The 25,799-nt window shown below is 61.7% G+C and carries 25 protein-coding genes; 4 read left to right on the top strand and 21 right to left on the bottom strand.

Translation table 11 applies throughout. The features are described 5' to 3' along the window. Positions 1-238 precede the first annotated feature (238 nt). Positions 239-718 (bottom strand): VrrB protein, encoded by a 480-nt coding sequence (locus tag BM399_RS08840; protein ID WP_092867183.1) that lies wholly within the window; start codon positions 716-718, stop codon positions 239-241. A 267-nt stretch (positions 719-985) separates the two neighbouring features. On the opposite strand from BM399_RS08840, the gene BM399_RS08845 reads away from it, so the two are divergent. Beyond that, positions 986-1,885, top strand: coding sequence for a DUF937 domain-containing protein (locus BM399_RS08845; RefSeq protein WP_092867185.1), 900 nt, complete (start codon positions 986-988; stop codon positions 1,883-1,885). Between the two features lie 121 nt (positions 1,886-2,006). On the opposite strand, the gene BM399_RS08850 is transcribed toward BM399_RS08845, so the two are convergent. From BM399_RS08850 to BM399_RS08865, 4 genes are all read right to left on the bottom strand, one after another. Then, a complete protein-coding gene (locus BM399_RS08850; RefSeq protein ID WP_092867187.1) occupies positions 2,007-2,354 on the bottom strand; it encodes a hypothetical protein in 348 nt (115 codons plus the stop codon). A 205-nt stretch (positions 2,355-2,559) separates the two neighbouring features. Next, a complete protein-coding gene (locus tag BM399_RS08855; RefSeq protein WP_092868134.1) occupies positions 2,560-2,907 on the bottom strand; it encodes a RidA family protein in 348 nt (115 codons plus the stop codon). A gap of 78 nt (positions 2,908-2,985) precedes the next feature. Next, positions 2,986-3,573, bottom strand: coding sequence for a GDYXXLXY domain-containing protein (locus BM399_RS08860; protein WP_092867189.1), 588 nt, complete (start codon positions 3,571-3,573; stop codon positions 2,986-2,988). After that, on the bottom strand, positions 3,570-4,673 hold the full coding sequence (locus tag BM399_RS08865) for a DUF2157 domain-containing protein (protein ID WP_092867191.1): 1,104 nt from the start codon (positions 4,671-4,673) through the stop codon (positions 3,570-3,572). The genes BM399_RS08860 and BM399_RS08865 overlap by 4 nt, the downstream gene beginning before the upstream one ends. Positions 4,674-4,912: 239 nt before the next feature. Between BM399_RS08865 and BM399_RS08870 the strand changes: the two genes are divergently transcribed. After that, positions 4,913-6,283, top strand: coding sequence for an Nramp family divalent metal transporter (locus tag BM399_RS08870; RefSeq protein ID WP_092867193.1), 1,371 nt, complete (start codon positions 4,913-4,915; stop codon positions 6,281-6,283). Between the two features lie 22 nt (positions 6,284-6,305). Here BM399_RS08870 and BM399_RS08875 read toward each other — a convergent pair whose 3' ends face one another. After that, positions 6,306-7,019, bottom strand: coding sequence for a hypothetical protein (locus BM399_RS08875; RefSeq protein WP_092867195.1), 714 nt, complete (start codon positions 7,017-7,019; stop codon positions 6,306-6,308). Between the two features lie 59 nt (positions 7,020-7,078). Between BM399_RS08875 and trmFO the strand changes: the two genes are divergently transcribed. Beyond that, entirely contained in the window at positions 7,079-8,512 is a 1,434-nt protein-coding gene (gene trmFO, locus BM399_RS08880; protein WP_425284069.1) for a methylenetetrahydrofolate--tRNA-(uracil(54)-C(5))-methyltransferase (FADH(2)-oxidizing) TrmFO, read from the top strand. A gap of 12 nt (positions 8,513-8,524) precedes the next feature. Here trmFO and BM399_RS08885 read toward each other — a convergent pair whose 3' ends face one another. The 6 genes from BM399_RS08885 to yajC form a co-directional block, all read right to left on the bottom strand. Next, entirely contained in the window at positions 8,525-10,975 is a 2,451-nt protein-coding gene (locus BM399_RS08885; protein ID WP_092867197.1) for an SGNH/GDSL hydrolase family protein, read from the bottom strand. Between the two features lie 20 nt (positions 10,976-10,995). Continuing rightward, the gene (locus BM399_RS08890; protein ID WP_092867199.1) at positions 10,996-11,829 is read right to left on the bottom strand and encodes a squalene/phytoene synthase family protein; all 834 of its coding nucleotides are present in this window, start codon (positions 11,827-11,829) and stop codon (positions 10,996-10,998) included. 37 nt (positions 11,830-11,866) lie between these two features. Beyond that, positions 11,867-12,244 carry an Mth938-like domain-containing protein gene (locus BM399_RS08895; RefSeq protein WP_092867201.1) on the bottom strand — a complete coding sequence of 126 codons (378 nt, stop codon included), beginning with the start codon at positions 12,242-12,244 and terminating at the stop codon, positions 11,867-11,869. 30 nt (positions 12,245-12,274) lie between these two features. Beyond that, a complete protein-coding gene (gene secF, locus BM399_RS08900) occupies positions 12,275-13,246 on the bottom strand; it encodes a protein translocase subunit SecF (protein ID WP_244531169.1) in 972 nt (323 codons plus the stop codon). A gap of 18 nt (positions 13,247-13,264) precedes the next feature. Then, the gene (gene secD / locus BM399_RS08905; protein ID WP_092867205.1) at positions 13,265-14,884 is read right to left on the bottom strand and encodes a protein translocase subunit SecD; all 1,620 of its coding nucleotides are present in this window, start codon (positions 14,882-14,884) and stop codon (positions 13,265-13,267) included. Positions 14,885-14,972: 88 nt separating this feature from the next. Further along, positions 14,973-15,311, bottom strand: a complete 339-nt coding sequence (gene yajC, locus BM399_RS08910; protein WP_092867207.1) for a preprotein translocase subunit YajC — start codon at positions 15,309-15,311, stop codon at positions 14,973-14,975. Positions 15,312-15,539: 228 nt separating this feature from the next. Between yajC and BM399_RS08915 the strand changes: the two genes are divergently transcribed. Further along, positions 15,540-16,403, top strand: a complete 864-nt coding sequence (locus BM399_RS08915) for an ATP-binding protein (RefSeq protein ID WP_092867209.1) — start codon at positions 15,540-15,542, stop codon at positions 16,401-16,403. Between the two features lie 252 nt (positions 16,404-16,655). Here BM399_RS08915 and BM399_RS08920 read toward each other — a convergent pair whose 3' ends face one another. The 9 genes from BM399_RS08920 to nagZ all read right to left on the bottom strand — a co-directional run bounded on the left by BM399_RS08920 (position 16,656) and on the right by nagZ (position 25,728). Continuing rightward, complete coding sequence (locus tag BM399_RS08920) at positions 16,656-18,320, bottom strand: LysM peptidoglycan-binding domain-containing M23 family metallopeptidase (RefSeq protein ID WP_092867211.1); 1,665 nt, start codon at positions 18,318-18,320, stop codon at positions 16,656-16,658. 287 nt (positions 18,321-18,607) lie between these two features. Continuing rightward, the gene (gene surE / locus BM399_RS08925) at positions 18,608-19,372 is read right to left on the bottom strand and encodes a 5'/3'-nucleotidase SurE (RefSeq protein ID WP_092867213.1); all 765 of its coding nucleotides are present in this window, start codon (positions 19,370-19,372) and stop codon (positions 18,608-18,610) included. 9 nt (positions 19,373-19,381) lie between these two features. Next, the gene (gene serS, locus BM399_RS08930) at positions 19,382-20,662 is read right to left on the bottom strand and encodes a serine--tRNA ligase (RefSeq protein ID WP_092867215.1); all 1,281 of its coding nucleotides are present in this window, start codon (positions 20,660-20,662) and stop codon (positions 19,382-19,384) included. Positions 20,663-21,082: 420 nt separating this feature from the next. Next, entirely contained in the window at positions 21,083-21,916 is an 834-nt protein-coding gene (gene tatC, locus BM399_RS08935) for a twin-arginine translocase subunit TatC (RefSeq protein ID WP_092867217.1), read from the bottom strand. A 4-nt stretch (positions 21,917-21,920) separates the two neighbouring features. Then, positions 21,921-22,370 carry a Sec-independent protein translocase protein TatB gene (tatB, locus tag BM399_RS08940; RefSeq protein WP_092867219.1) on the bottom strand — a complete coding sequence of 150 codons (450 nt, stop codon included), beginning with the start codon at positions 22,368-22,370 and terminating at the stop codon, positions 21,921-21,923. Between the two features lie 47 nt (positions 22,371-22,417). Further along, positions 22,418-22,627, bottom strand: a complete 210-nt coding sequence (locus tag BM399_RS08945; RefSeq protein ID WP_092868136.1) for a twin-arginine translocase TatA/TatE family subunit — start codon at positions 22,625-22,627, stop codon at positions 22,418-22,420. A gap of 248 nt (positions 22,628-22,875) precedes the next feature. Then, the gene (gene scpB, locus BM399_RS08950) at positions 22,876-23,757 is read right to left on the bottom strand and encodes an SMC-Scp complex subunit ScpB (RefSeq protein ID WP_092867221.1); all 882 of its coding nucleotides are present in this window, start codon (positions 23,755-23,757) and stop codon (positions 22,876-22,878) included. A 40-nt stretch (positions 23,758-23,797) separates the two neighbouring features. Continuing rightward, on the bottom strand, positions 23,798-24,634 hold the full coding sequence (locus BM399_RS08955) for a segregation and condensation protein A (RefSeq protein WP_092867223.1): 837 nt from the start codon (positions 24,632-24,634) through the stop codon (positions 23,798-23,800). 68 nt (positions 24,635-24,702) lie between these two features. Beyond that, entirely contained in the window at positions 24,703-25,728 is a 1,026-nt protein-coding gene (gene nagZ, locus BM399_RS08960; RefSeq protein ID WP_092867225.1) for a beta-N-acetylhexosaminidase, read from the bottom strand. Positions 25,729-25,799: the final 71 nt, after the last annotated feature.

The following is a 25,799-nucleotide window of genomic DNA, read 5'->3' on the forward strand; positions in this document are numbered from 1 at the left end:
CGTTTGCTCGGACCTATATTCCAGGTGCTTTCAGGCGCTGCCGAAACAGCTGTCCCGCCCCCGGCATTTTTCGCACTCTCACATTTGAGTCGTCGGCTGAGAGCCGCGGCGGACCATGCCAAAAGTGTCGCAGTGTTGCAACTCGGACAGTCGGAGAATACGGACAAAAAAAGCGACCCGGGCGGATGAACCCACGCGGATCGCTCAAAAGTCGCCTTCTGGCTTGGGCTATCGGGCGCTAGCGGCGATGATGGCCTCCGTGCCCACGGTGGCCCCAGCCGCGGTGATGGCCCCAACCGCGGTGGCCGCCCCATCCATGATGGCGCCAGCCACGATGCCATCCGTGATGATGCCAGCGGCGATGTCCCCAGCGATAGCGATAGTAGGGGCCACCATAATAGTAGTCGTCATAGTAGTAATGACGTCGAGGATAGTAGCCGTAATAGTAAGGCCAGCCGATGCCGTAGTAGAGGCCGCCGCCCCACCAACGGCGATGGTGCCGCCAACCCCAACCGCGATGGCCCCAACCGCCGTGCCAGCCGCGGTGACCCCATCCACCATGGCCCCATCCACCGTGCCAACGGGCCTCAGTCACGAGGCCCGCAGATTTCTCCACTTGCATTGCTGTCAGACCGGCCGCCGCGTTAGCGGAAGCTGGGAGTGTTCCCGCAAAAATGAGTCCGGCGAGAACGGACATCGAGATTACGAGCTTTCGCATTGGTCTCTCCACAGGGGCATTCGCCCTCGGACTTTTTTTCCGGGCGCGAGCCCGGCGCACTTTAACGCACGCCATCGCGAAACGGGTCCCCTGACGTGTGATGTACATCAGTGTACCTTCTTCGCATCAGTGAGGTTGATTCCGGCTGGTTCACAGGTGAACGACCATCACTCTCGCCCTCTCCATCCGACGAACAGGCGAGTTGCTGTCAGCCGGAGTTCGCCATGATAGGTAAGCGGACAAGTTCGACCATCACCGGAGTTCAGCGTGACCATCGACGAGAGCCTTCGGAGCGCGGCGGGCCAAGAACTCATTGGAAGAGTTGCTGACGCATTCGCCATTGACGAGCAGAGCGCACGCAGTGCGGTTTACGCGCTCGGTGATGAATTGGCGGCTCGCATCCAACGCACGATGCTGTCGCGCGGCGGCGTTGCGGACGTGGTCTCTCTCGTCACGGCGCCCGGAGCGTCTCGTGCGCTATCAGATTCCGACGGGCTCTCCTCGCCTGAGATGATTGCGAACGGCGATCAGATCCTCGATGTGCTGATCGGCAACAAGCATGTGAGCCGCAAAATTGCGGCGCGAGCGGCATCCAGAAGCGGCATCGATGCTGCGACCGCTCAAAAGATGCTGCCAGTGGTCGCGACTTTGTTGATCGGCGAACTGCAAAAACAATCGGGCCCGGCGATCGCCAAGGTCGCGAGCCTCATTCCGGCGTTTTCGGGCGCGGGCGGCAGTCCGTTGCCGATGCCGGGCGATACGTTTCCGCCTGCTAGGCGAGACGTTAATTCGACGCCCGACGATCAGCCTCCGATCGGCGCGCCGGGCCGTCCGGCCGACATTCCAAGAGGGCCCATCGACGCCGGCAATCCTTTGCCCATCCCAGGCGACAATATTCCCGGCGTCGGACGCAGAAACCGCTATCCGGGGCCAGCATCCGAGCCCGAAGACAATCCTTACAGCCGGCTTCCCGATATCGTCCGCCGTGGCGGTGAGCAGGTTCCGGGACCCGACGGCGGCTCACTGGAAAATGTCATCCGGTCGATCCTCGGAAATCTTCTCGGCTCGAACAGCGGCGTCGTCGGCACGATGATAAAGCTGTTCCTGATCCGCTGGATCGCTTCGATCGTGCGCCGGGTGCTGTCGCAAGTGCTGGTGCGCCGCTAGCCGTGCGACCGGCATTCGCGCGCTCGAGCCCAAAGAAAAAGGCCGGCTCGAAAGCGCGGCCTTCTTAGATCCCAAGACAACAAGCCTTAAGCGGCAGGGTCCATTCAGCGGCAGGGTCTCGTTAGCGACAGGGTCTGGCGCTGATATCGCAGCCCCAGGAACCGCCGATACCGGATTGCGAGCACTTCGCGCTCTTCTCCGCTGCACGGCCCCAGCGCGCCCAGTCTGAGCCGTATTCGAAATCGGTGAAATCGGCCCAGGACTTAATTCCGGCAGCAAGAGCCGCCTTCTTCGACGACAGCCCCGCGCTCGAACCGTAATGGTAATGGTCGACGAAGCAGGTGCGGCCGCCCTCGCGCCGCTGTTCGTGAATTGCGGCCACGCCGGTATCGTCAGCGAGCGCCGGTGCGGCGCAGGCGAAAAGCGCGGCCATGGCGAACGCCGGCCTCATCCATCCGAAGCGAATCATTTTTTACCGTCTCCGAAGACAATCGAGGGCCAGATCCCCCCATCGCGTATTTCGCAGATTCAGCGATGCTCTCATTGGCTTTTCGAGCGGCGGCGAAAGAATTTCTACGTGAGAGGTAATCGGGGCACAGATTGTTGCCGAAGCGCAAACTCCTCGATCGCGCTTCGGCAAACGTTGGTCTTCCAGCACTCTGGATGTGAGCGTCCTACTTGACGGCGACGACCGAGATCTCGACGAGCATTTTCGGATCGATGACCTTGGCTTCGACACACGCGCGGGCCGGTGCGCCCTTGCCATCGAGCCAAACGCCCCATGCTTTGTTCATTCCATCGCGATGGCGGATGTCGTTGAGCCAGACGGTTGCCTGGACGACTTTCGACTTGTCGGTACCGGCCAGCGCCAGCAGGCGGTCGATCTCGGTCAGGACTTCGGCAGTCTGGCCTTCGACGTCCTTGGAAAGATCGGTCGGGATAACGCCTGCTGTGAATACGAAGCCGTTGGCCTCCGTGACCTTCGAATAGACGGGTGATGTTTCATAGCGGGTGACGGTCACTTGAGGTCTCCATTTCCGGTTTTGCCATTTCGCGTTTTGCGGCCGCCTCATAGCAGGTGGCCGGGCGCGCCTGAAGCCTCAAAGAAGCGGTGGGTCCTCGTGCCGCTCACCATCGACGATAAGACCCTTGAGGGCGGCCGTTCCGTCGGCGGCGACCGCTACGACTGCCTCGATCTTGTGGGAGCGCACCTTGTCTTCCAGCGCGCGGCCCGTGCCTTCCGGGACGAAGTAGTTTTCGATGCCGTAGCGCACCTGGATTGTCATTTCCGGGTCGTTGCCGGCATTCCAGACGTACTTTACGCGGCCTTTGAGGACGACCTCATCCGATGCAACCTCAGATGGATATCGACTGCCGACGTGCGTCACCGTCCAATCGCCGCCGGGCGCGCCCTTCAGGGTGACGTAAGCGACAGAGCCCGGTGAGACACCATTGAAATCCGGGTCCGTTTCGGTCGACGACTTCTTGAGCGTGCTGATGTCGTAGCCCAGCGTCACGTAATCGCCGCGGAAGATGTCGCGCGGATCGAGCGGCCGCACGGCCAGCGTAATTTCGCGTCCCGTCTTCAGCAGCCGATCACGCGCATAGACCATATCGAAGAGCGCTGCCGACTGGGCCAACGCCACAGCGCCGAGCAGCGGCCAGATCAATGTCCGCTTCGTGATCATGTCAGACCTCCTCCCGTCGCCCGGCGCGCCAAATTCAAAGCCGCGTAGGCGAGAAGCGAGACGATGATCGCGGCGATCAGGAAGAACAGAGACGTTCCGAGGATGGTGCCGACCGTGACGCCGTAGAGCGTGAGTATTTCGGCCGAGAAGCCCAAATAGCCGACCCAGAGCGCGCCCCGGTTCCCCGCCGACAGGGCGTAGGCGATGGCTCCGAGGATCAAAACGAGAGACGCCGCGGCGAGGACGATGAGCGTTCCCATCCGCGGAACTTCCAAAAATTGCTGCGCAAACAGGCCCGAGAATGCGACGGCGAGCGCGTACGCAAAAAGCGGAGCCGCGATATGATCGTAAGCGGCATCAAGGTCCGGCCGCAGCTTTTCCGCCGCGATCGCGGCGACGGCGGTAAGAAGCCCAATCATGGCGACGAGACCATGCTGGTGCCCTCCGTCCAACTGGTACCCGAGCGAGACCACGAACGCCGACAATGTCAGGGCCGAGAGATGGAGGCCGGGGCGCCAGCGCTGCCAGATGAAGGCGGCGGTGACCAGAGCCCAGCCGATAAGAAACGGCCAGTGGACTTCGTTGCGTTCCGATGTTTCCATGAACGACCAAACGCAGACGAGGATCATCGCCAAAGCAAGCGCAGGGTTCGACCGCAGCACTGCTCCCGCAAGGAGCGTCCCGACCCACCACATCAGAACGCCGTCCGACGGATTGCCGCCGATGTTGTACATCTGGCTGATCAGCATGATGCTGGCGCCGAACATTCCGCAAGCGAACAGAACCCCTGCATCGGCCAACACAGTGTGACCGCGCGTTGCGAGCCAACCGGCCGCTCCGTAACCGGACCAAACGCAGGCGAGCAGCAGGGCGAGGCGGCCCAATCGCGGCATGTCTTCCCAGTGCGCGGCGACGAATGAAATCGCTGCGAACCCGAACAGGATGCTCGCGAGAATTCCGAGCGCCGGTGCGAGGCCGAATTCGCGTCCGCTGCTGTCGACGTCGGCGGCAATCGCCGCCCGCCCCTCGGCGCTGACCCAGCCGTTCGATTGCCAGCGCTCGAGGTCGCGCTTGATACGTCTTTTATAGGGGGACCACATCGCGAGGCTTCACCGCCTGTATTGTTGCTTGTTCTGTGACAATTGCAGACCACGACGGCGGGGCGTTGGCTAGACCGCGGCGGTGGTATGATGGCGGCAAACTCCACTTTCTCCGGCCATTTATCCTCACTTCTCCCCTCCGAATTTGTCACAGCGGGCCGGGTCGCGCCGGTTCTTGACGGCCGCGCGCCCATGGGCCACTCTAGTTGCAAATGATTGTCATTTGCGAAAAGTGATCCATGGACGCCCGTACTGAAGTTGCCGCTCCCCCAACTGAGACTGCCGAGCAGGCTCGCGGAAGCTGGCGGAAGCCTATTTCGGAGCGTTCTCTGAGCGACGTTTTCCGCACCGTGAAGGTCTCCGGGCATGCGAGCTCATGGCGGCGTCTCGCTGCGTTTTTCGGCCCCGGCTACCTGGTGGCGGTCGGCTACATGGACCCCGGCAACTGGGCGACGTCGATCGCGGGTGGCTCGAAATTCGGCTACGCGCTGCTGTTCGTTGCTCTTCTCTCGAACATCATGGCGATCATTCTGCAATCGCTGTGCGCACGCCTCGCCATCGGATCGGGGCGCGATCTCGCGCAGGCGTGCCGCGACGGTTATCCTCAGTGGGCTTCCTTTCCTTTATGGCTTCTGGCTGAGCTTGCGATCATCGCGACTGACGTCGCCGAAGTGATCGGCACGGCCATCGGCCTCAATCTTCTCTTCGGCATCCCGCTCGAGATCGGCGTTCTACTGACCGCGCTCGACGTGTTCGTCGTTCTGCTTTTGCAGCGGGCGGGCTTCCGGTACCTCGAAGCTTTCATCATCACGATGCTCATCGTCATCGCGATTTGCTTCGGCGTTCAGATCGCGCTTGCGGATCCCGAATGGGGCGCCGTCATCCGCGGCTTCGCGCCGACGACGGAACTCGTGCGCAATCCCGAAATGCTCTATCTGGCGCTCGGGATCATCGGTGCGACCGTGATGCCGCATAATCTCTATCTGCATTCGGCAATCGTTCAGACGCGCGCGTTCGGCACATCGACCAAAGAGAAGCGCGAGGCGCTGAAATTCGCGACGATCGACTCGACGGTCGCGTTGTGCCTGGCGCTGCTCGTCAATGCGTCGATCCTGATCCTCGCCGCCGCCACGTTCTACAAATCCGGAAACACCGAGGTCGTGGAACTTGGCCAAGCGCAATCGTTGCTGCATCCGCTGCTCGGGTCGGCCATTGCGCCGACGCTCTTCGGCATCGCTCTCTTATGCTGCGGCTTGAACTCAACCGTTACGGCCACGCTCGCGGGCCAGACCGTTATGGAGGGCTTCCTGCAAATCGGGCTGGCGCCTTGGCTGCGGCGGCTCATTACACGTTCCGTCGCGCTCATACCGGCAGCGGGCGTGACCCTTCTCTATGGTGAAGCGGAAACGGCGAAGCTGTTGATCCTGTCGCAAGTGGTGCTGAGCCTGCAGCTTCCTTTCGCGATCGTGCCGCTGGTGCAGTTCACGGCGAGCCGAAGCAAGCTCGGCGATCTCGTGTCGCCCCGCTGGCTGACCTTCGTCGCCGTCCTCATTGCGCTGTTGATCATCGTGCTCAACGCGAAGCTGACGTGGGATTATTTCGTGGGCTAACCGCAGCGGCTGCGAACGGCCGCTACTTCTGCGCGACCGGAAGGCTCCCCAGGTCTTCGATGTACCACTTCTCGACCTCGACCACTGCCGGGTTCACGCCGTTGGCGTAGATCCAGCTATCGATGGCCCAACGCTGGCCGTTCGAATTCTCCTTCAGCACCGCGGTCCAATGCGTCCAACCGGAGACGCCTTTCCAGAGCTGATCTTTCGAGAACGGCGTGCCGACGGTGTGATATTTGAGAAGGCCATTGTTCTGCATGACGAGCATATAGCTCGTCGTGTTCGTCGATTCATCGACACAGTCCATCTGGCTCGGATCGCCCGACGCCGCGAAGTCCATGCCGGCGCGGTCGGTCGATGTGCCGATTGCGGCGCCGACGCGCGTTTCGATCCAGCCGATCGAATAGGCGACCGCGCGGCGCTCTTCCTCCGCCGTATCGGCCTTCTTGATCTTCTTGAAAATTGCTCGAAGCTCGTCGATGTCCGCGTCGGTGAAGCGGAACTTCGTCATCATCTTGCACGTGTAGGCGTGACAGACGGTAACCGTGTTTTTGTTGGGCGGATCGACCTGGAAATCCTGATAATGGCCCTCCACGGGGCCCAGACGGTCATGCGTACATCCCGCGATCGCTATCGAAAGCAGCGCAGACCACACAACACGTTGCAAGCCCATGCCGCCCCGCTTAAGTAATGCGACAGGCCGCTCCGGTGCTTCCTGCGCAACGTCGCTTAGCACTCGGCCGATTCGCTTCAAAATGACTCAATGGAACTTCGTTCCTCCGCTGTGGAGCCGCTGTGCATATCGCTAAATCATCCTCCGTCCACGTCATTGGTGCAGGGCTCGCAGGCTCGGAAGCAGCACATCAGATTGCTGCTACGGGTACGCCCGTCGTGCTGCACGAGATGCGGCCGGTGCGCTCGACCGAAGCTCACAAGACTGACGGTTTTGCCGAACTCGTCTGCTCGAATTCATTTCGTTCCGACGATTGGGAGAATAACGCCGTCGGACTTCTGCATGAGGAACTTCGCCGTGCAGGGTCGCTCATCATGGCGGCGGCCGATGAGCACAAGTTGCCGGCGGGCGGCGCTCTCGCCGTCGATCGCGATGCGTTCTCGGCGGAAGTGACTGCGCGGATTTCCGCAAACCCGCTGATCACGATCGTGCGCGGCGAACTCGACGGCCTTCCGCCGGAAGACTGGAGCAACGTGATCATTGCGACGGGACCGTTGACGTCTCCGGCGTTGAGCGCTGCGCTCGCGACGCTGACGGGAGAAGATTCTCTCGCGTTCTTCGATGCGATTGCGCCTGTCATTCATCGCGATTCAATCGATACCGAGATAGCGTGGTTTCAGTCGCGTTATGACAAAGCCGGCCCTGCGGGAACCGGCGCGGACTATCTCAACTGCCCGATGTCGAAAGACGAATATGAAGCGTTCATTGATGCGCTTCTCGCGGGCGAGAAGACGTCCTTCAAGGAATGGGAAGCGTCCACGCCCTACTTCGACGGCTGTCTGCCAGTCGAGGTGATGGCCGAGCGCGGCCGCGAAACGCTTCGGTTTGGGCCGATGAAGCCGGTTGGCCTCGATGATCCGCGGACAGGACGTTGGCCGTATGCGGTCGTTCAGCTTCGCCAGGACAATGCGCTCGGGACACTATGGAACATGGTCGGCTTCCAGACGAAGCTGAAGCATGCCGAACAGGTGCGTATTTTCCGGATGATCCCGGGTTTAGAGAACGCGGAATTCGCGCGTCTTGGCGGTCTCCATCGCAACACGTATCTCAATTCGCCAAAGCTTTTGGATCGCTCGCTGCGGCTCAAGGCAATGCCGCGGCTGCGCTTCGCGGGACAGATTACGGGTGTGGAAGGCTATATCGAGAGCGCCGCCATCGGCTTGCTTGCCGGTCGCTTCGCTGCGGCGGATGCGATGGGGGTTGTGAGCGATGCGCCGCCTGCCACGACTGCGCTCGGCGCACTGCTCGATCACATCACGGGCGGCCATCTCGTCAGCGACGACAGCGAGCGCGGTGCGGCCCGCTCATTCCAGCCGATGAACATCAACTACGGTCTGCTTCCTGATCTCGACGCCAATCCGACCCACGGTCAGGACGGCAAGAAGCTCAAGGGCCCGGAGCGTGGTCGCGAAAAGAAGCGGGCGATGTCGCGCCGCGCGCTTGCCGATCTCGCGGGTTGGCTCGGCGAGACGGCGCCTGTGAAGCAATCGGCTTGAGACGGCAGCCAGCTAGGGCGCCGCGTTCGTCGTTCCACCGGAAGCCGGAGCGAAACGTTGCGGCGTGAACTGCTCGCTGGCCGGTGGTGACGCTGCTGGCGGCGGCGCTGGTTCCGTCGACGTCTGCTGTGGTTCCCGGTTGAGCGGGCGGATTTCTATGGGTGTCGCTGGAGGCGCATCAGTTGGAGGTGGTGCCGGTGATGGAACGACCGCTGTCTCCGTCGCAGGCGGCCCGACAACGGCTTCCGGCGGCTGCTCATCCGAGGGCGCGCCGGAGGTAACTCCCACGGTCGCGCCGGACGTCGAGCTGTCGTCATCCGTGACGGGCGCCGTTGCGGCGGGCACGGCGGCGGCGGGCAATGCGCCGGTTACACCTTTTTCGCCACCCGACTTTGAAAGCACCGAATTGATGTCTGGAATTTGCGCATCGGGCTCGTCCGCTGGCGGTGCCGGCATATCCTCAGGAGAAGGCACCGTGTAGCCCGTGGGATCGGCGTCGGGGCCCGCCCCATACTTCGCCAGAACGGACCGTGCCTTATCGACGACGGCATCGGCGATGGCCGCTTGGCCTTCCGCCGTCGGGTGGAACGCGCCGGAGTACGTCGACGCCAAGATGAGCTGGAACGGCGCGAAGGGCTCGATGCGCAGAACCTTCGTCAACAGCCCGGCTTCGACGTGGAAGTTACCCGTCATGAAGGCATCGTTCGGCGTTCTGAACCATCGCTGACGCGGCGCGTAGGCCCGATAATCGGCGGGATTATAGGGAGTCCATATTCCATCGATCTTGCGGGGAAGCCGGAGGTCATCGACCTCGCTCACGCCTTCGACGCTGAGGCCCGCGCATATTCCGCGTCCGATGAAGGCACGCCTGTGCGTTTCAACGAACGTCCAGCCGAATTCGTAAGAGGTCTCACGCATCAGACGATGCAGCTTGTCGGCGAACCATGTGCCGAGCTTCAGCTTGGTGCGGTCCAACTGGAAGTCAGGCACGACTTCCATGCCGGAGTTGCCGTCGCCGCACATCTGGCTGCCGTCGCCTTCGAGGGCGAGGCCCGGATAGGCGACGAGCAAAATGCGATCGCTTTCCTGCCAGGGCACGTAGAGGATGCTGTGAATGGCGCGGTTGAGCGACTTATAGCGTGCGCCCAACGTCGCGAGTTCGGCGGAAGCTTCGGCCTCGCCGTGGACCTGACCCAACCAGCCGCCGAGTTCACGCAACAGGGATACATTCGAGAGGACCGCATTCGCCAGAAGCCGCGAGAAGCCGATGTCGTTGCCGCCGATGGAGAGCAGCACGAGGTCGATCTTGCGTGCGTCATCCTGCGGACACTTACGAAGGACGATGTTCTGCAACTGGGGAATTTGGCCATTCATGTGAAAGGCCTCGGGTAGATCGAGTGGCTGCGTTTTATTGTTTCCGCATTGCGCTTCGGCGACCGCCGAGATTTGCGAGAGGCGCGGAGGGTTCGGAACCCATTCGTTGCCTTTGTACCGGAGAAAAAGTCCGTCTGTGATCTCTGCGCCTGCGCATGAGACGCCGACGAACGTGACGGCGCGGTGCGGATCTTCGACGGCGAGCTGCAATGCTGTCCGCAATTGTTCGGAATAGAGCGAACGATGGCAGGCCTGATCGAGCCAGCGTGCGTTCTCCTTGATGAAGGTTTTATCGCCGAGATCCCGCCACGGCCCGATGCGCGCGGGATATCCGGTGAGACCGCTGTAAAGTCCGATGGTGCTGTAGTCGGACGTCCGTTCGCGCGAAAAACGGACGGCGCGGTCGGGGTTGCCTTCGCCCGACGCGAAGCTGTCTCCCATTCCGGCGATGAGGACGTCGCGAACCTTGATCAGCGTCTTGGAAACTTCCCGGCCGCCTATTTGGACGGTGACCATCGCGCCGCCCGGATAGGGTACGACGAAGCGCGCCGACTCGCTGCAGGGTTGCGTGATCGCATCGCCGCGAGGATTCTTGGAATCGCCGCGCGGCGCCGTGAGCCACGTGCACGTCAGCGTCGACGCGTCGTCCACGCCCTTGACCTCAACGATGACGGCGTGGTTCGAGGGGTTGATGTAGTCATCGTACGCATCGCACTTGAAGCGGTTGTTTTTCCAGCACGTCTTTTGGAACATGGATGCGGCCCAGCCGTCGCGGTCGCCGCTCTGGAGCGCGCGCTCTGCGGCTAAAACGGGCGTTGCCCGTTCTGTCGGCCCGAGCGCCCGATACGTTGCGCGGTGAGCTTCCGTATCGTGAGGGTCGACGAAGAAGCGGAACGGGTTTTCGAGCTTCCAGGTAATGACAGGCGAAGCAGCTTCAGCGCGGTCCGGCGTGATCAAGCTCGTCGCGACGAAGGCAAGCGAAAGGACCAGTGCCGCCGCATGCGACCACACTTTGCGGCTGGCTCGCGGGACATCCTGCGCCGCGCGCAAACGTACGCCTTTCAGCCCCCGTCTTGAAATTGATGCCATCTGCCCTCTTCGCCTGGCCGTCAGACGCGACCTGACCAATGCGCGCGTGCAATACGCCACAATCGAGCGATAGGCGCGATTTCCAATATGTCGCGCGCCGGCTCGTGCCGAGGGTTCTGCAAAGCGCGAAAATAGGGCTCAACGAGGGCAAGCGGTAACAAAGGCGTTGTGAACGTTGCCGGTTTGCCCCTGAGATGACGCCGCAGCTCAGCGAGAGCGCTGAGCCCTTCGCTCGCAAGCCACGCCGTTTGCGGGCGCCAATCTTCAGCTTCGTCAGCCGCAAACGGGTTCGGAGACCTCGCCTTCGGCAGCAGTGCGCGCCCGCGCATCAGAGCATATGGCAGCTCCATTCCGATGCGGGCGAAGCCCGATGCGCGAGCTGCCGCGTCGATGATGGGCTCGTCCAATTCGAGACCCAGGATCGCGCCTGCAAAAGCGAACGGCGTGCCATCGATGATGCGCAATGTTTCGCCGAGTTCCGCATCATCGGCCGGCGGTTCGCCATAGAGAGCGTGTGCGTGGGCTGCGAGATAATCTTCGATGACGCCGAGAGAGAGTTCGCGGCGCCGGATGACTTCTGCAAAGGCATCGAGCGTCGGATTGCCGGAGCGGCCGCTTTCGCCTCGGCTCAAAGACGCGTCCCGCCACCATGCGACGCGGATTTCGCCGAGCGCCGCCTCGCTGACTTGGCGCGATATCCGTTCGATTTCGCCGGTAAATGCCGCGAGCGCGATGAGATCGTCACGGGCCTCGACGGGGGCGAAGAGCGCGGCGTAGTAACGATCCGGCGCTGAGGCGCGAGCGGCCAGCCGTACCGCATCGTAATCGATCGCTCGCGTGCCGGAGTTGCTCACACGTCACTCGTGGATTGAAGGCGGTTCCTCGCAGGCGTCACGGCACTGCGATCAGCGCCGCTGCGATCGGTCGCTTTTCTGCGATCAGGATGTTGTACGTGCGCGCCGCGGCTCCTGTCGACATCGGTTCGAGGCCGATGCCGGCTTTCGCGAATGCGGAATAGACTTCGGGTGAAGGCCAGAGTTGCTTCTCGCCCGTGCCGAGCAGCACCGTGATCGGTGGATCGAGGCGGCTCAGAAGAAAGTCGATGTCCTCGGCATCGAGTTCCTCGGCGTTGGTCGCGCCCCATGCGTAGACGCCGCTCGGCAGACAGATAATCGAGCCGCGATGGCTCATCTCGGCAAAACGGAAGCCGCCGTTGCCGTAGGCCGTGATCGCCGTTTCATAGGGATAGCGGGCGACCTCGGGCGTCATTACGGCGGCGTTCCTCGTTCGCGCCGAGCATCAGGCCTTGGCGCGGCTCGTCTTGGTCTCGGCAACCGCCTTCGCAGCCGCGTCGCTCCAATCGCGCTTGACGCCGAGGTAGCCCAGCAGCGGGGCTGCGATGAAGATCGACGAATAGGTGCCGATCACAACGCCCAAGAGCATCGCGAGGTTGAAGCTGCGGATGACTTCGCCGCCGAAGATATAGAGCGAAATCAGCACGGCGATCGCCGTCACACCGGTCAGGATCGTGCGCGACAGCGTCTCGTTGATCGACAGGTTCAGAAGCTGATTGAGCTCCATTTTCTTGAACTTGCGCAAGTTCTCGCGAATTCGGTCCGACACGACGACGGTGTCGTTGACCGAGTATCCGAGAATGGTCAGCAGCGCCGCGACGGTCGAGAGATCGAATTCAAGCCGGAAAAAAGAGAAGATACCGGCGGTCAACAGGACGTCGTGGGTCAACGCCACGACGGCGCCTAAAGCGAACTGCCATTCAAAGCGGAACCAGACGTAGGCCACGATCGCCAAGATACCTGCAGCGACCGCGATGAAGCCGGTCATGCGCAACTCGCTCGACACGGCCGGGCCGACCACTTCGACACGACGCTGGACATAGTCGGCGCTCGTTGCGTCAATCACCTTCTGGACGGCGGGCTGTTGAGCGGATTCCCCGCCTGGCTGCTCCTCAAGCCGCACAAGCACGTCGTTGGGCGTGCCGAACTCCTGAATCTGCACGTTACCGAGGCCTAGAGCGTTGAGCTTCTCACGCAGCGACGAGATGTCGGCATTGCCGCTCTTCGTCTGCAACTCGATCAACGACCCGCCCTTGAAGTCGACGCCGTAGTTCAGGCCGAGCGTCATGCAGAGCGCAATGGATACCGCCATCGCGACGATAGAGGCGATGAGCGCCTGCCCCTTGAACCTCATGAAAGGCAAGTTCAAGTCGTGCGGGAAGAAGTCGAACCCCTTGAAGACCGGAATGTATTTCATCAACACGGAAGTGGTCTCCTAGACCGGCACGGTTTGGATACGGCCCTTCGGCTGAGCCTTGAGCCAGAACGAGATGAGCAGCCTGACGACCGTCACGGACGCGAAGATCGACGTCAGAATGCCGATTGTCAGCGTCACGGCGAAGCCGCGGATCGGACCGGAGCCCAGCCAGAACATGATGATGGCGCAAGCCAGGGTCGTGAGCTGACTGTCGGCGATCGTCACGAAGGCGCGCTGGAAGCCAGCATCGATGCCGGAGATCGCCGTTTTGCCGGCCCTTAATTCTTCACGTATGCGTTCGTAGATCAGCACGTTCGCGTCGACGGCCATCGCGACACCCAGGACCAAGCCCGCGATGCCCGGCAGCGTCAACGTGGAGCCGATGAGCGTCATGAGGGCGAGCGTCAAGATCAAGTGCACGACGAGGCCGACGCAGGCAAAAATACCGAACGTGCCATAGGCGAGGACCGTCAGAATGACGACCGCGATGCCGCCGATGATGCCGGCACGCTTGCCGTCGGCGATCGAGTCGGCGCCGAGGGATGGACCGACGGTGCGCTCTTCGACGATCGTCAGCTTCGCCGGCAGCGAGCCGGACCGCAGCTGAACGGCAAGCCGGTTCGAGCTGTCGATGTCGAAGCTGCCCGAGATCTGGCCGGAACCTCCGAGGATCGGCTCGCGGATGACCGGCGCCGAAAGCACCTTGTTATCGAGCACGATCGCAAAAGGCTTGCCGACGTTATCTTTGGTGAAGTTGCCGAACTTGCGCGCGCCGCTTTGATTGAAGCGGAAGTTGATCACCGCCTCGTTCGTGCGGTTGTCAAAGCCCGGCTGCGCGTCGGCGAGGTCATCGCCCTGCACGACCGGCTGCTCACGCAGCAGATACTCCGACGGTCCCTCGCTCTTGTCGCCCGGATAGATCTTGTAGCCCGCGGGGATGGTCGTCTGCTTGGCCTCTTCGGCACTGAGCGAGGGATGCACTTCGTGGAACGTCAGCTTGGCGGTTTCGCCGATGAGCGCCTTCAGTTCCTTGGTGTCTTTCAGGCCAGGGAACTGGACAAGGATGCGGTCGGTGCCCTGGCGCACGATCGTCGATTCCGACGTGCCCAAATTGTTGACGCGGCGGTTGATCGTCTCGATGGAGGCGGCAGCGGCGTTGGAAATACGCGCGCGGAGACCTGCCTCAGTCGGCTTCACGATCACCGTGCCGGGGTCAGTTCCGGCCGCGACCTCGACATCGTAGCCGCCGGTGCCGAGCACAGCGCTGCCGATCGGCTGCCTGACCTTATCGAGTTGCTTGATCGCCGCGTCGCGCTCTTCCGGCTTTGCCAGCTTGACGATAAGTTGGGAGCCCTGGATGCCGATGCCGGTGAACCCAATTTTTGCATCGCGAAGAACCTTGCGCGATTCATCGCGCAGGTTGTTCATCCAATCCTTCTTGATCTCGTCCTGGTCCATGGCGAGCAGAAGATGCGCGCCGCCCTGGAGGTCGAGCCCCAGAGGCAGCTGCTTCTTCGGTACGAATGATGGCCACGACGCGACCGTCTCCTTCGAGAAGAAGTTCGGCATTGCGACTGCGAAACCTGCGAGGCAGGTCAGCAGGATCAAGATGATTTTCGTGCGTGTGAATTGCAGCATCGGAATAGGGTCTCAGGCGTTAGGAGATGCGCGGATCAAAACTTGCGCATCTGGCGCAGCTACGTTCTCGCACGCGGGGGACGGTCAATCACGTTGCGTCTTTGACAGGTTCGCCCTTGGAGCGCACATCCAAAAGGGTGCTCTTCACGATGCGGACCTTCAAATTATCGGCAAGCTCGACCTCGATTTCGTCGCTCGTGTCGGAAGCCTTCGTAACCTTGCCGAGCATGCCTCCGGCCGTGACGACCGTGTCGCCGCGGCGGACGGCGTTCAAACGCTCCCGGAGTTGCTTCGCGCGCTGCGATTGCGGACGGATCAGCAGGAAATAGAAGATCGCCAGCATCGCCAGCATCGGAATCAGAAGACCGCCCAGGGGGTCCATCGGGCTGGCTGCGGCGGTCTGCGCGAAGGCGGAAGTCGTAAACATTGGAAAGGATAGTCCTCTGGATGCGATTGAAATAAGCACTACCGCCCCGGATCCCAATGGGCCGGAGGGATCAGCCCCTCAAATTCGGGCGGACTATAGTGGTCCGAAGCTCTTTTGCAACCTCGCATAGGGTCGTGAAAGGCCGTTGGCACTGACTTCCGCAGCGATTAAACACGCTTTTTCCCGGCTCGTAGCGCGCCGGGCTTTTCAGCCCCCTGGAATTCCTTAATGACAGACGCAGATGCCTATCGCCCGCTTCTGGAGCGGATCGCCCACGCTCTTGAACGCTTGAGCCCTTCCCCGACCCGGGCTGCCGACTTCACCGCAGCCGATGCCTTCGTGTGGCAGGCTGATGCAGCGACCTTCGAGCCGGTATTGGAGGTTAGCCGCGTTCCTTTGAGGCTTCTCAAAGGTATCGACCGGACCGCCGGCATTCTGCTCGACAACACACGCCGCTTCGCAGCGGGCCTGCCCGCCAACAACGCCCTGCTCTGGGGCGCGCGCGGCATGGGCAAATCGAGCCTCGTAAAAGCCGCGCACGCCGACGCGCTCGGCACGAACGGCGGCCTTAAGCTCATCGAGATCCATCGTGAGGATATCGGCTCGCTGCCCAAATGCCTCACCATCCTCAAAGCCGCGCCGTTTCGATTCATCGTCTTCAGCGACGACCTTTCCTTCGATCATGACGATACGAGCTACAAATCGCTCAAGGCGGTTCTCGAAGGCGGGATCGAGGGGCGCCCCAAGAACGTGATTTTCTACGCGACGTCCAACCGCCGTCACCTCATGCCGCGCGACATGATCGACAACGAGCGGGCGACGGCCATCAATCCCGGCGAAGCGACGGAAGAGAAAGTTTCGCTCTCGGATCGTTTCGGCCTCTGGCTCGGCTTTCACAACGCGAGCCAGGACGATTATCTCGCGATGGTCAGGGCTTATGTCGAGCACTTCGGCATCAAGGTCGCGGACGACGAATTGCAGCGGGACGCACTCGAATGGGCGACGACGCGCGGCGCGCGCTCGGGCCGTGTCGCGTGGCAATACGTGCAGGATCTCGCGGGTCGCGCGGGCGTTTCGACGGATAAGGTTTAGTTTTTCGCCGATCCATAAACTCCGTCATGCCCGCGCAGGCGGGCATCCATCCAATCGTCGTTTCTTGTTTCTCAAAGGGCTTGGATGGATCCCGGCCTTCGCGGGGATGACGTTAAAATGCGGGACGCGCGTCGCCAAAATGGGGAACGCGCGAGCGCCGAGCGCCAAACAAAAAGAGAGCCGGATCGTTTCGATCCGGCCCCCAGTTTTCCCTCAGTGCCAGCGCGTTTTCCCCCGCGCTAGATGAAAGCGTCAGAGCTTCTCGAGATACGGCATCGGATCTACCGGTTTCGAGCCTTGACGCAATTCGAAGTGGACTTGCGGCTGATCAACAGAGCCGGTTTTGCCGGCCTTCGCGATGACCTGTCCGCGCTTGATCTTGTCGCCACGCTTCACGAGCAGTTCGTCGTTGTGCGCGTAGGCGGTGACCCAGCCGTTATCGTGGCGAAGCAGCACGAGGTTGCCATAGCCTTTGAGTTCGCTGCCTGCGTAGGCGACGACGCCTGACTCTGCGGCGTGGACTTCCGTGCCGAGCGGCACCTGCAGATTGATGCCGTCGTTATGGGTGCCGTCGGAACGGCTGCCAAAGCCTGCTACAATCTTGCCGATCGTCGGCCAACGGAGCTTGCCGGAATTGTTCGCCGAGCTTGCCGCCCCTTCCGCGACTGCGGAGGGAACTGCAACAGCGACCTTTTCCTCCGGCGGCGAGGGCTTCTGTTCCGGAGCGGCCGGCAGCGTGGGCTGCGTGGCTTGCACAGGTGCAGCGGCCGGCGAAGGATCGGGCGATGCGTCCGTCACCTTGTTATCCGAAAGCGATGCAACGCGCCTCTCGCCGTTGATGACGGTCGGCTGCGCCGTCGTCGAGTCACCGTAGCGCGCGGGGGGCTCCGATGGCGTGATCGGGGGCACCACGGCCGCAGCTGATTGAGCCGGCGGGAGCGGAGCTGCAGATGCCGACGCTGGGGCAAGCGGAGGCACAGAATGTGGAGGCGCATAACTGGGTAGCACGGGTTTGCTCTCGGCCATGCGAGACGGCGCTTCGTTGGCGCTTTCGCCCGGCACCTTCAGCACCGTACCGGGCTTCACGCGACGCGGATCGCTGATGCCGTTGACCTGCTGCAGCTCGGCCAATTTGACATTGTTCGACCGCGCGATGCCGTAGAGGGAATCGCCGGGCTTCACGGTGTAGGTGCCGTTGTAGTTCGCCACGACGTCAGGAGCGGCGGGCGCAAGCGGCGCAGGCAACGGCGTTGCGGCCTCGACGGCCTTCGCCGCAGCAACGCTGCTACGATCGATTGAGGCGCCTGCGGCCGGGAGATAAAGCTTCTGCCCAGGCTTCAAGTTCGGGTTGCTCAGGCCATTCAACGAGGTCAATTCGGTGAGCGAGACCTGGTGACGCCGCGAAAGCCCATAGAGCGTATCGCCCGGCTGCACCGCGATCATCTCACCCTTGGCGACTGGCGCGGCCGGCGGCGCCGAGCGAGCAGCTGCCATATCGCGGCCGTAGCTCGGCTCGCTTGGCGTGCGTGCGAAGGGCTTCGCCGGGCGGTAGGAAGTCGACGCGGCAGGGGCCTGCGGTGGCGGCGGAGGCTGGGGCGCATAATAGTTGGTCGAGCCGTGATCGCCGGTCGCCTCGGGAAGCGCTGCGACTTGTACGGACGAAGCGCCGGCGCCGTAGGGGCCGCGCGGAGTTGAGCCGCCGACGGTTTGGTTATCGCCCAGTGAACTTGTGCGCACGGGCTCGGACGGGATCGGCGTCGCGCCCGGACTATCGTTAAAATTGAAGGACGTGCTGTCGAAGCGCGTAACATCAGCGCTGCAGCCGCTGAGGCCAAGGCTTGCAATTATTAGAGAAACAGCCGTCGCGGACTTGAGGCTCAAGCGCCCGCATTGGCTAACGCCAAAACAACTCATCATGGTACGCACCTCTACTCGCACCATCCATTAACCTTTAACCGGTTAACAGAGAGTAAACGTTCAGCTGTGATTTTATGTAGAAGTCTCGAGTTGCACTTACTTGCGATTGAGGTGGCTTCCCCGCCCTCACAAGAAATACGACCCGAATAGGAAAGTGAGTGACCTTCGACGGTGCTTTGCACACCGCCGGAGTTTTTTCGAATTAGATGAGAATTGCGCTCTATTCGCGGACGGATTTCGTCTTTATGGCGACTTTCGCGGACGCCGGAGCGCGGAAGAGATGCCGTTCAGCTCAGCTTGGCGTTGAGCATTTTCAACGAGCCATGATTGGTAAGGTCGACGCTCAGCGGCGTGACGGAAATTTTGTTTTCCGCAATTGCCGCGAGGTCGCTTCCGGGGACGAGCGTCGATTTCCGCCGTTCGAATCCGAACCAGAAATACGGCGTGCCCCACGGATCAATTCGGCTGTCGATATCGAGCAGCGCCTGATCTCTGACACCCTGCGATGTGACGGCAATGCCTTTCACTTCATGTGGATCGGCGTCGGGGAAATTGATGTTGATGAGGGTTTTGGGTTCCCATTCCTCTTCGAGCAATTTCTTGATGAGCGATGGCGCGTGCGCAAGCGGCGTTTCCCACAGCGCGCGCCTTGCCCCTTCCTCAAAGCCCATCATCAGCGACAGCGCGATCGAGCGGATGCCGAGAAGCGTGCCTTCCATCGCTGCTGCGACGGTGCCGGAATAGGTGGTGTCCTCGGCGAGGTTCGAGCCGTGATTGACGCCCGATAAAATGAGATCCGGCGGTTGCTGCTTGAGGATGTGGCGGACCGCCATGATTACGCAGTCCGTCGGCGTACCCGCGATGGCATATGTCCGCTCATCGATCTTTCGCTGGCGAAGCGGCGTATGCAGCGTCATCGAATGCGACGTGCCCGATTGGTTCGTCTCCGGCGCGACCGTCCAGACATCGGGCGAAATGCCGAGCGCAATCGCTTTCAGGATTTCCAATCCCCGCGCATTGATGCCGTCGTCGTTGGTGATCAGAATTCGCATGGTGAGAAATTACGCTTTCTGTATTTGCGCGAGGCCGCCCATGTAGGGGCGAAGTGCTTCGGGTATGACGACGCTGCCATCGGCCTGCTGATAGTTCTCGAGAACTGCTATCAGCGTGCGTCCGACGGCGAGGCCGGAGCCGTTCAGCGTGTGGACGTAGATCGGCTTGCCACCGTCCTTCGGGCGATAGCGCGCGTCCATGCGGCGGGCCTGGAAATCACCGCACACCGAGCAGGACGAAATCTCGCGATAGGTGTTCTGCCCGGGCAGCCAGACTTCGATGTCGTAGGTTTTCTGCGAGGCAAAGCCCATGTCGCCCGTGCACAGAAGCATCGTGCGGAACGGCAGGCCGAGGCGCTTCAGGACTTCTTCGGCGCACGATGTCATGCGCTCGTGCTCTTCAATCGCTTTTTCCGGCGTGACGACGGAGACGAGTTCGACCTTCGTGAATTGATGCTGGCGGATCATGCCGCGCGTATCGCGTCCGGCGGCGCCAGCTTCGGAGCGGAAGCACTGCGTCCAGGCGGTCATGCGCTTGGGGAGCTGCGCTTCATCGAGGATCTGCTCGCGCACGAGGTTCGTCAGCGGGATTTCGGCGGTCGGGATGAGCCAGAAATCATTCGTGGTCTTGAAAAGGTCCTCGGCGAACTTCGGCAGATTGCCGGTGCCGTATGCCGCCTGATCTTTGACGAGCAGCGGCGGGTTGACTTCGGTGTAGCTGAACTCGCCCGTGTGCAAATCGAGCATGAAGTTGCCGATGGCGCGTTCGAGGCGCGCGATTGCGCCCTTGGTGACGACGAAGCGCGCGCCCGAGATTTTCTGTGCCGCTTCGAAGTCCATCAGACCCAGCGCTTCGCCGATTTCGAAGTGCTGCTTGGGAGCAAAGTCGAATGTTTTCGGCGTTCCAACTTTGCGAACTTCAACGTTGCCCGACTCGTCCGTTCCGAACGGCACGTCCTCGCGCGGCGTATTGGGTATGACGGAAAGCGCGTCGCGAATTTCGGCGTCGAGCTTGCGCTCGTCCTCTTCGCCTTTGGCGATCGCTTGCTTGAGCTCGGCGACCTCGGTCATCAGCCGCGTTGCGGTTGCTTCGTCTTTCGCGGCCTTCGCCTTGCCGATTTCCTTCGATGCTGCGTTCCGCTGAGATTGCGCTTCCTGCAGCTCGGTCAGAAGAGCGCGGCGCTTTTCGTCGAGAGCAATAAGACTCGCCGACTGCGGCTCGAGCCCGCGCTTGCGCAAACCCTCATCGAAAGCGGTGGCGTTGTCTCTGATCCATTTGATGTCGAACACGGGTCGGCCTCTTCACGTGCGGGGTGCGTGGAGCCGTCCTATACGATGCTTTTAGCCCGGTCCAGGGCTGCAGATGACGGGATGACGCCCGATATGCCGGCGTCATCCCTCAAGGGACCTTAGCTTAGTGGCAGTCCCAGACGCCATGCAGGGTCAAATCGTCTGCCTGGCAGCCCGCGACCATCCCAGCGTCGCTTGGGGAGGCATTGGCCAACGTGGTGGCCGCAGCCGATAGGGCGGTGACAGCTACAAGAACTTTTAAGAATGCAGTCATCAAAAAACTCCTAGAGCAACATTGATCGTGACGAGCTCCACCCGCCGAAGCGACGCTCGCGCCTAGAGGTATGTTTGACGATGGGGGTGCGTTACTGCGGCAATTGTGGAATCCGCGCATTTCGTCAGCGCAGAAACGAATGGCAGCTATGACTGCGACTTGTTCTCTTTTGCCTGACGGCTCTCGACGAAGCGGACAGCTAAGATTGAGAGTTCGTAAAGGCCAATCGTCGGCAACGCCATGATGCACATGCTCAAGGCGTCCGGCGGCGTGAGAAGCGCAGCGGCCGCAAAGATTCCGACGATGGCGTAACGACGGCCCTTGGCCAAGGCATCCGACGTCACGATCCCCGTGCGTGCAAGAAGTGTCAGGATGACGGGCAGCTGGAAGACGATGCCGAAGCCGAAGATCAGCGTCATGATCAGCGACAGGTATTCAGAAACCTTTGGCAGCAGCTCGATCTCGGGCACGCCCTCGCCCGACATATGCGTCAGTCCGATCGAGAAGCGGATCAGCACCGGCATCGCGATGAAATAGACCACCATCGCGCCGATGACGAAAAGCACGGGCGTTGCGAGCAAATACGGCAGGAAAGCGCGGCGTTCGTTTTTGTAGAGACCGGGCGCGACGAACTTATAAATCTGCGTCGCGATCACCGGGAACGACAGGAAGGCCGCGCCGAACATCGCGAGCTTCACTTGCGTCATGATCTGTTCGAGAAAGTGGGTCGCGATCAACTTCACGTGGTCGCTGCCGGACGCCCACATGTAAGGCCACACGAGCACGTTGTAGATGTGGCCCGCAACCGAGAAGCACAGGAAGAACATGACGACGAAAGCGGCGAGCGCCCAAATCAGCCGCTGGCGCAGTTCGATCAGGTGATCGAGCAACGGTGCCTTGCTGGCGTCAATGTCTTCTTGGCCTTCGCGCACGGGTTCGATACCCGGGGCTGCTGCCGTCGGCGGTAACCGCTCCTGCATCGCGTTAGGACTCCGTCCGCTCTGCGGGAGATGAATATTTCTCTGGCGACGCCGGTAGAGGCGGCGCCGGCAACGGGGCCGTCGCCATTGGCGGAGTTGGCGCCACTTCCGGCGACGGCAGTGGCGGCTGAGGCGAAATCGCCTGCGAAGGCTGCGGCGCGCTCACGTTCGTTTCTATCTTCGTCGCGGAACTCGCTTCGTCGATCGAGGACTTCGCCTTCATGACTTCCGAGTTGATCGAGTTCTGCATCTGCTCGACTTCCTTGCGCATCGAGTCGAGCTCGGCTTCGCGCATGGCGGCATCGAATTGTGCCTTGAACTCGTTGGCGTGGCGACGCGCGACGCCAGCATAGCGGCCGAGCGTCCGCATAAACACCGGCAGTTCCTTCGGGCCGACGAAAACCAGCGTCACGATCCCGAGGATCAGAAGCTCGCTCCAGCTGATATCAAACATCCAGCAACCTTGTCGGGATCAGCCGCGAACTTATGAGCGTTAAGGGATCATCCGACCTTGGTGCGGTCAGGATTCACTGCCTCGTTCTCGATCGTACGCGGCGCAGGCTTAACCGGCTCTTCGTCGTCGGCCATGCCCTTCTTGAAACTCTTGATGCCCTTGGCGACGTCGCCCATCAACTCCGAAATCTTGCCGCGGCCGAAAAGCAGCAGGGCAATGACCAGGAGCAGAAGGATGTGTTGTGCGCTAAAACCCATTGGAAGACCTCTCGGCGGCAGCACGGCTTTGGCCATTGGCTGAACCACTTCTTCGTATCTAAGCCCTTATCGCAGAACCACCAGTGCGCGGCAAGGTTTGCGAACGCGCGGCGGATCGGCAGAGGCTACAAAATTCCTATTCGGGGTGATGGTTTAGGCCCGCTCCACGGGGCCAAGCAGACAGACGGGGCTCAAATTAATGATAAGTAATATTGCCCCCTCCTATCGACCGGCGAACCTCAAAGCGGTCAGTCCTCGCCCTCTTGTTTCTTGGACTCTCCGCTCTCGTCGGGCTCTTGGGCCTCGTCAGGCTCTTCGCCGTCGTCCTCGAGGGGCAGCACCGACTGCTCTTCCTCCTCCTCGTCGCCATCGTCTGTCAGCGGGAGCTCATCCGGCATCAGCGCTGCGACGTCCGTCGGAGAGGGTACGGTGAACCCCGGCGGCAAGTTGGCATCAAGAAGGCCCGCCGCCTTGAGATCGGCGAGGCCCGGCAGATCCTTGATGTTGTCGAGACCGAAATGGACGAGGAAATCTTCCGTCGTGCCGTAGGTGAGCGGTCGTCCCGGCGCCCTGCGGCGTCCGCGCGGACGGATCCACCCCGTCTCCATCAAAACGTCGAGCGTTCCTGGCGACGTCGATACGCCCCTGATCTCTTCGATCTCGGCCCGGGTAACCGGCTGATGATAGGCAATGATGGCGAGCGTCTCGAGCGCCGCTTTCGAAAGCTTGCGCTCTTCCTTCTGCTGACGTTCGAGCAGAAACGAGAGGTCGTCAGCGGTGCGGAACTGCCAGCGGCCCGCGACGCGAACGAGCGTCACGCCGCGATCCTTGTATTCGGCCTGAAGGGCGATCAGCAGGCTATGGACATCGTCGTTGGCATCGAGGCAGCGCGCGAGAGACTTGGCGTCGAGGGGTTGAGATGAAGCGAACAGCATGGCTTCGAGCCGGCGCAGCTTCTCACGCTCGACGCTTTTCGAGAGGTGGTCGATTGCGGCGTCAGGGTCGCTCAGAGCGGCAGTTGGCCGGCTCGCTGCTCCAGCGGCGCGCGACCCTTCCGCGTCCTCACCAGGAGCCGTTTCACTTTTCTCGCGCGTGTTATCCGACACCAATGTCAGTCTCGGCGGAACCATGGCTTTTTCGAGCCCCCTTATAGCCGTGTTTTCGGCGTCGCTAGCCGATCTTTTCCCACGTCGCCCCTGCTTCGCGTTTGCGCATATAGATTGGCGCGAAAGGTTCATCCTGGCGAAGCTCGATCAACCCTTCGCGCGCCATTTCGAGGGTCGCGCCGAAAGAGCTTGCGAGCGCCGAGCGTTCTTCCTCGTTCCGCGGCAGATATTGTTCGAGGAACAGATCGAGCTGCGCCCAGTCGCCGGCACTTGCTCCAACCAGACGTTCGAGACGTTGGCGCGCCTCCTTGATCGACCACACGCGCCGTGCCTTTACGACGTGGACGACGCGAATGGTGCGCTTTCTCTGGTCGGCATAGGCCTTCAGCAGATCGTAGACGGTCGCGGTGTAGGTCGTGTCGCGCGTGACCTTGACGTGCTCGGGCTGGCCGCGCGCAAACACATCCTGGTCGAGGCGGCGGCGCGTCAGCAATATAGCTGCCTTGTCGCGCATCGCTTCGAGCCGCATCAGGCGGAACGACAGACGCTGCGCCATCTCTTCGGCGGACGCGGTCTCGGCGTTATCCTTTTCCTTCGGCAGCAGAAGGCGCGATTTGAGGTATGCCAGCCATGCCGCCATGACGAGGTAGTCGGCGGCGAGTTCGAGCTTCATAAGCTGCGCTTCGGCGATAAAGCCGAGGTACTGCTCGACTAAGGCAAGGATCGAAATCTTCGTCAGGTCGACTTTTTGGGTCCGGGCAAGAGCCAGCAACAGGTCGAGCGGACCTTCGAAACCCTCAATGTCGACGACGAAGGCTTCGCCCTCGGCCGGCATATTTTCAAGGCCTGAAGCGTCCCAGCCGGAATGATCGCTTTCGCCTTGTGCTGCCGTCTCGTCCATCGGATCTCGATTTTGTTCCTGCTTCGCGCCGCTCGCGATCGAAGGCGCGGCGTTGACACTACACTGATTCAGACAACGGGAGTCTGCTGGCCCTGGAGGCCCGCCAAGAGTTGCAGAGCCTCCTCTTTATCGTAGGGTTCGATACGGCCGATGCAAGAGCAAGCGGCTGCGAATCTCTCGGCAGCCCGTCCTCCGAGGGCCGGCACGCCTTCTGCCGCGGCGCGCATTTCATCGAGATCGCCGTTGCAATGGAGCGCGAGGTCCGACCCTGCGGCAATAACCGCTTCGGCCCGGGCTCGCATCGGCCCGCTCAGCGCCTTCATGCTGAGATCGTCACTCATCAGAAGGTTATCGAAGCCGATTTCGCCGCTGCGGATGACCTCGCGCGTCACGATTGCCGACGTGCTCGCCGGATTCGCGGCATCGATCGCCGAATAGACGACGTGGGCCGTCATCGCCGCCGGCAGGCCCGCCAGCGCCTTGAAGGGGGCGAAGTCCGTCTCCGACAGGGTTTGGCGCGAGGTCGAGACGACGGGCAACGAGAGATGGCTGTCGGCCGTCGCCCGGCCGTGACCGGGAATATGCTTTACGACTGGAACGACGCCGCTCGCGAGGTAGCCGCCGGCAACGGCCTCGGCCAACGCCACGACCTCCGCGACGGTCGAGCCATAGGCGCGGTCGCTGATGATCTCGTGCGAACCGTCGACGGGAAGGTCGGCGACGGGCGCGCAGTTCATCGTGATGCCGAACGCCCGGAGTTCCTCGCCCGTGAGCCTGGCCACCGCAAAGGCTGCACGTTTCGCCCTTTCCGGATTCTGAGCGTAGCATTGGGCGTAGACGGCCGCGGGTGGAAGCGATCGCGCAATCGGGGGTCTCAGGCGCTGGACGCGGCCTCCCTCCTGATCGATCAGGACAAGGAAATCCTGCCGGCCAACAGCCTCTCGCGCGTCCTCTACCAAGCGCTTCAGCTGGTCCCGGTCAGCGACGTTGCGGGCAAATAGAATCACTCCGGCGGGCTGGACGTCGCGATAGAAGCGGCGTTCGTCGTCCGTCATGGCGACGCTGGAGAGGCCGGCAATCAGACTTGCGGTCATCGCAACTTGGCCCTCCGGGGCCGATGTCTTGGCGTATCAAACGCCGCTCAAACGCAGCTCAAACGGAACCG

The organism is Hyphomicrobium facile (genome assembly GCF_900116175.1).
Lineage (GTDB): Bacteria > Pseudomonadota > Alphaproteobacteria > Rhizobiales > Hyphomicrobiaceae > Hyphomicrobium_B > Hyphomicrobium_B facile.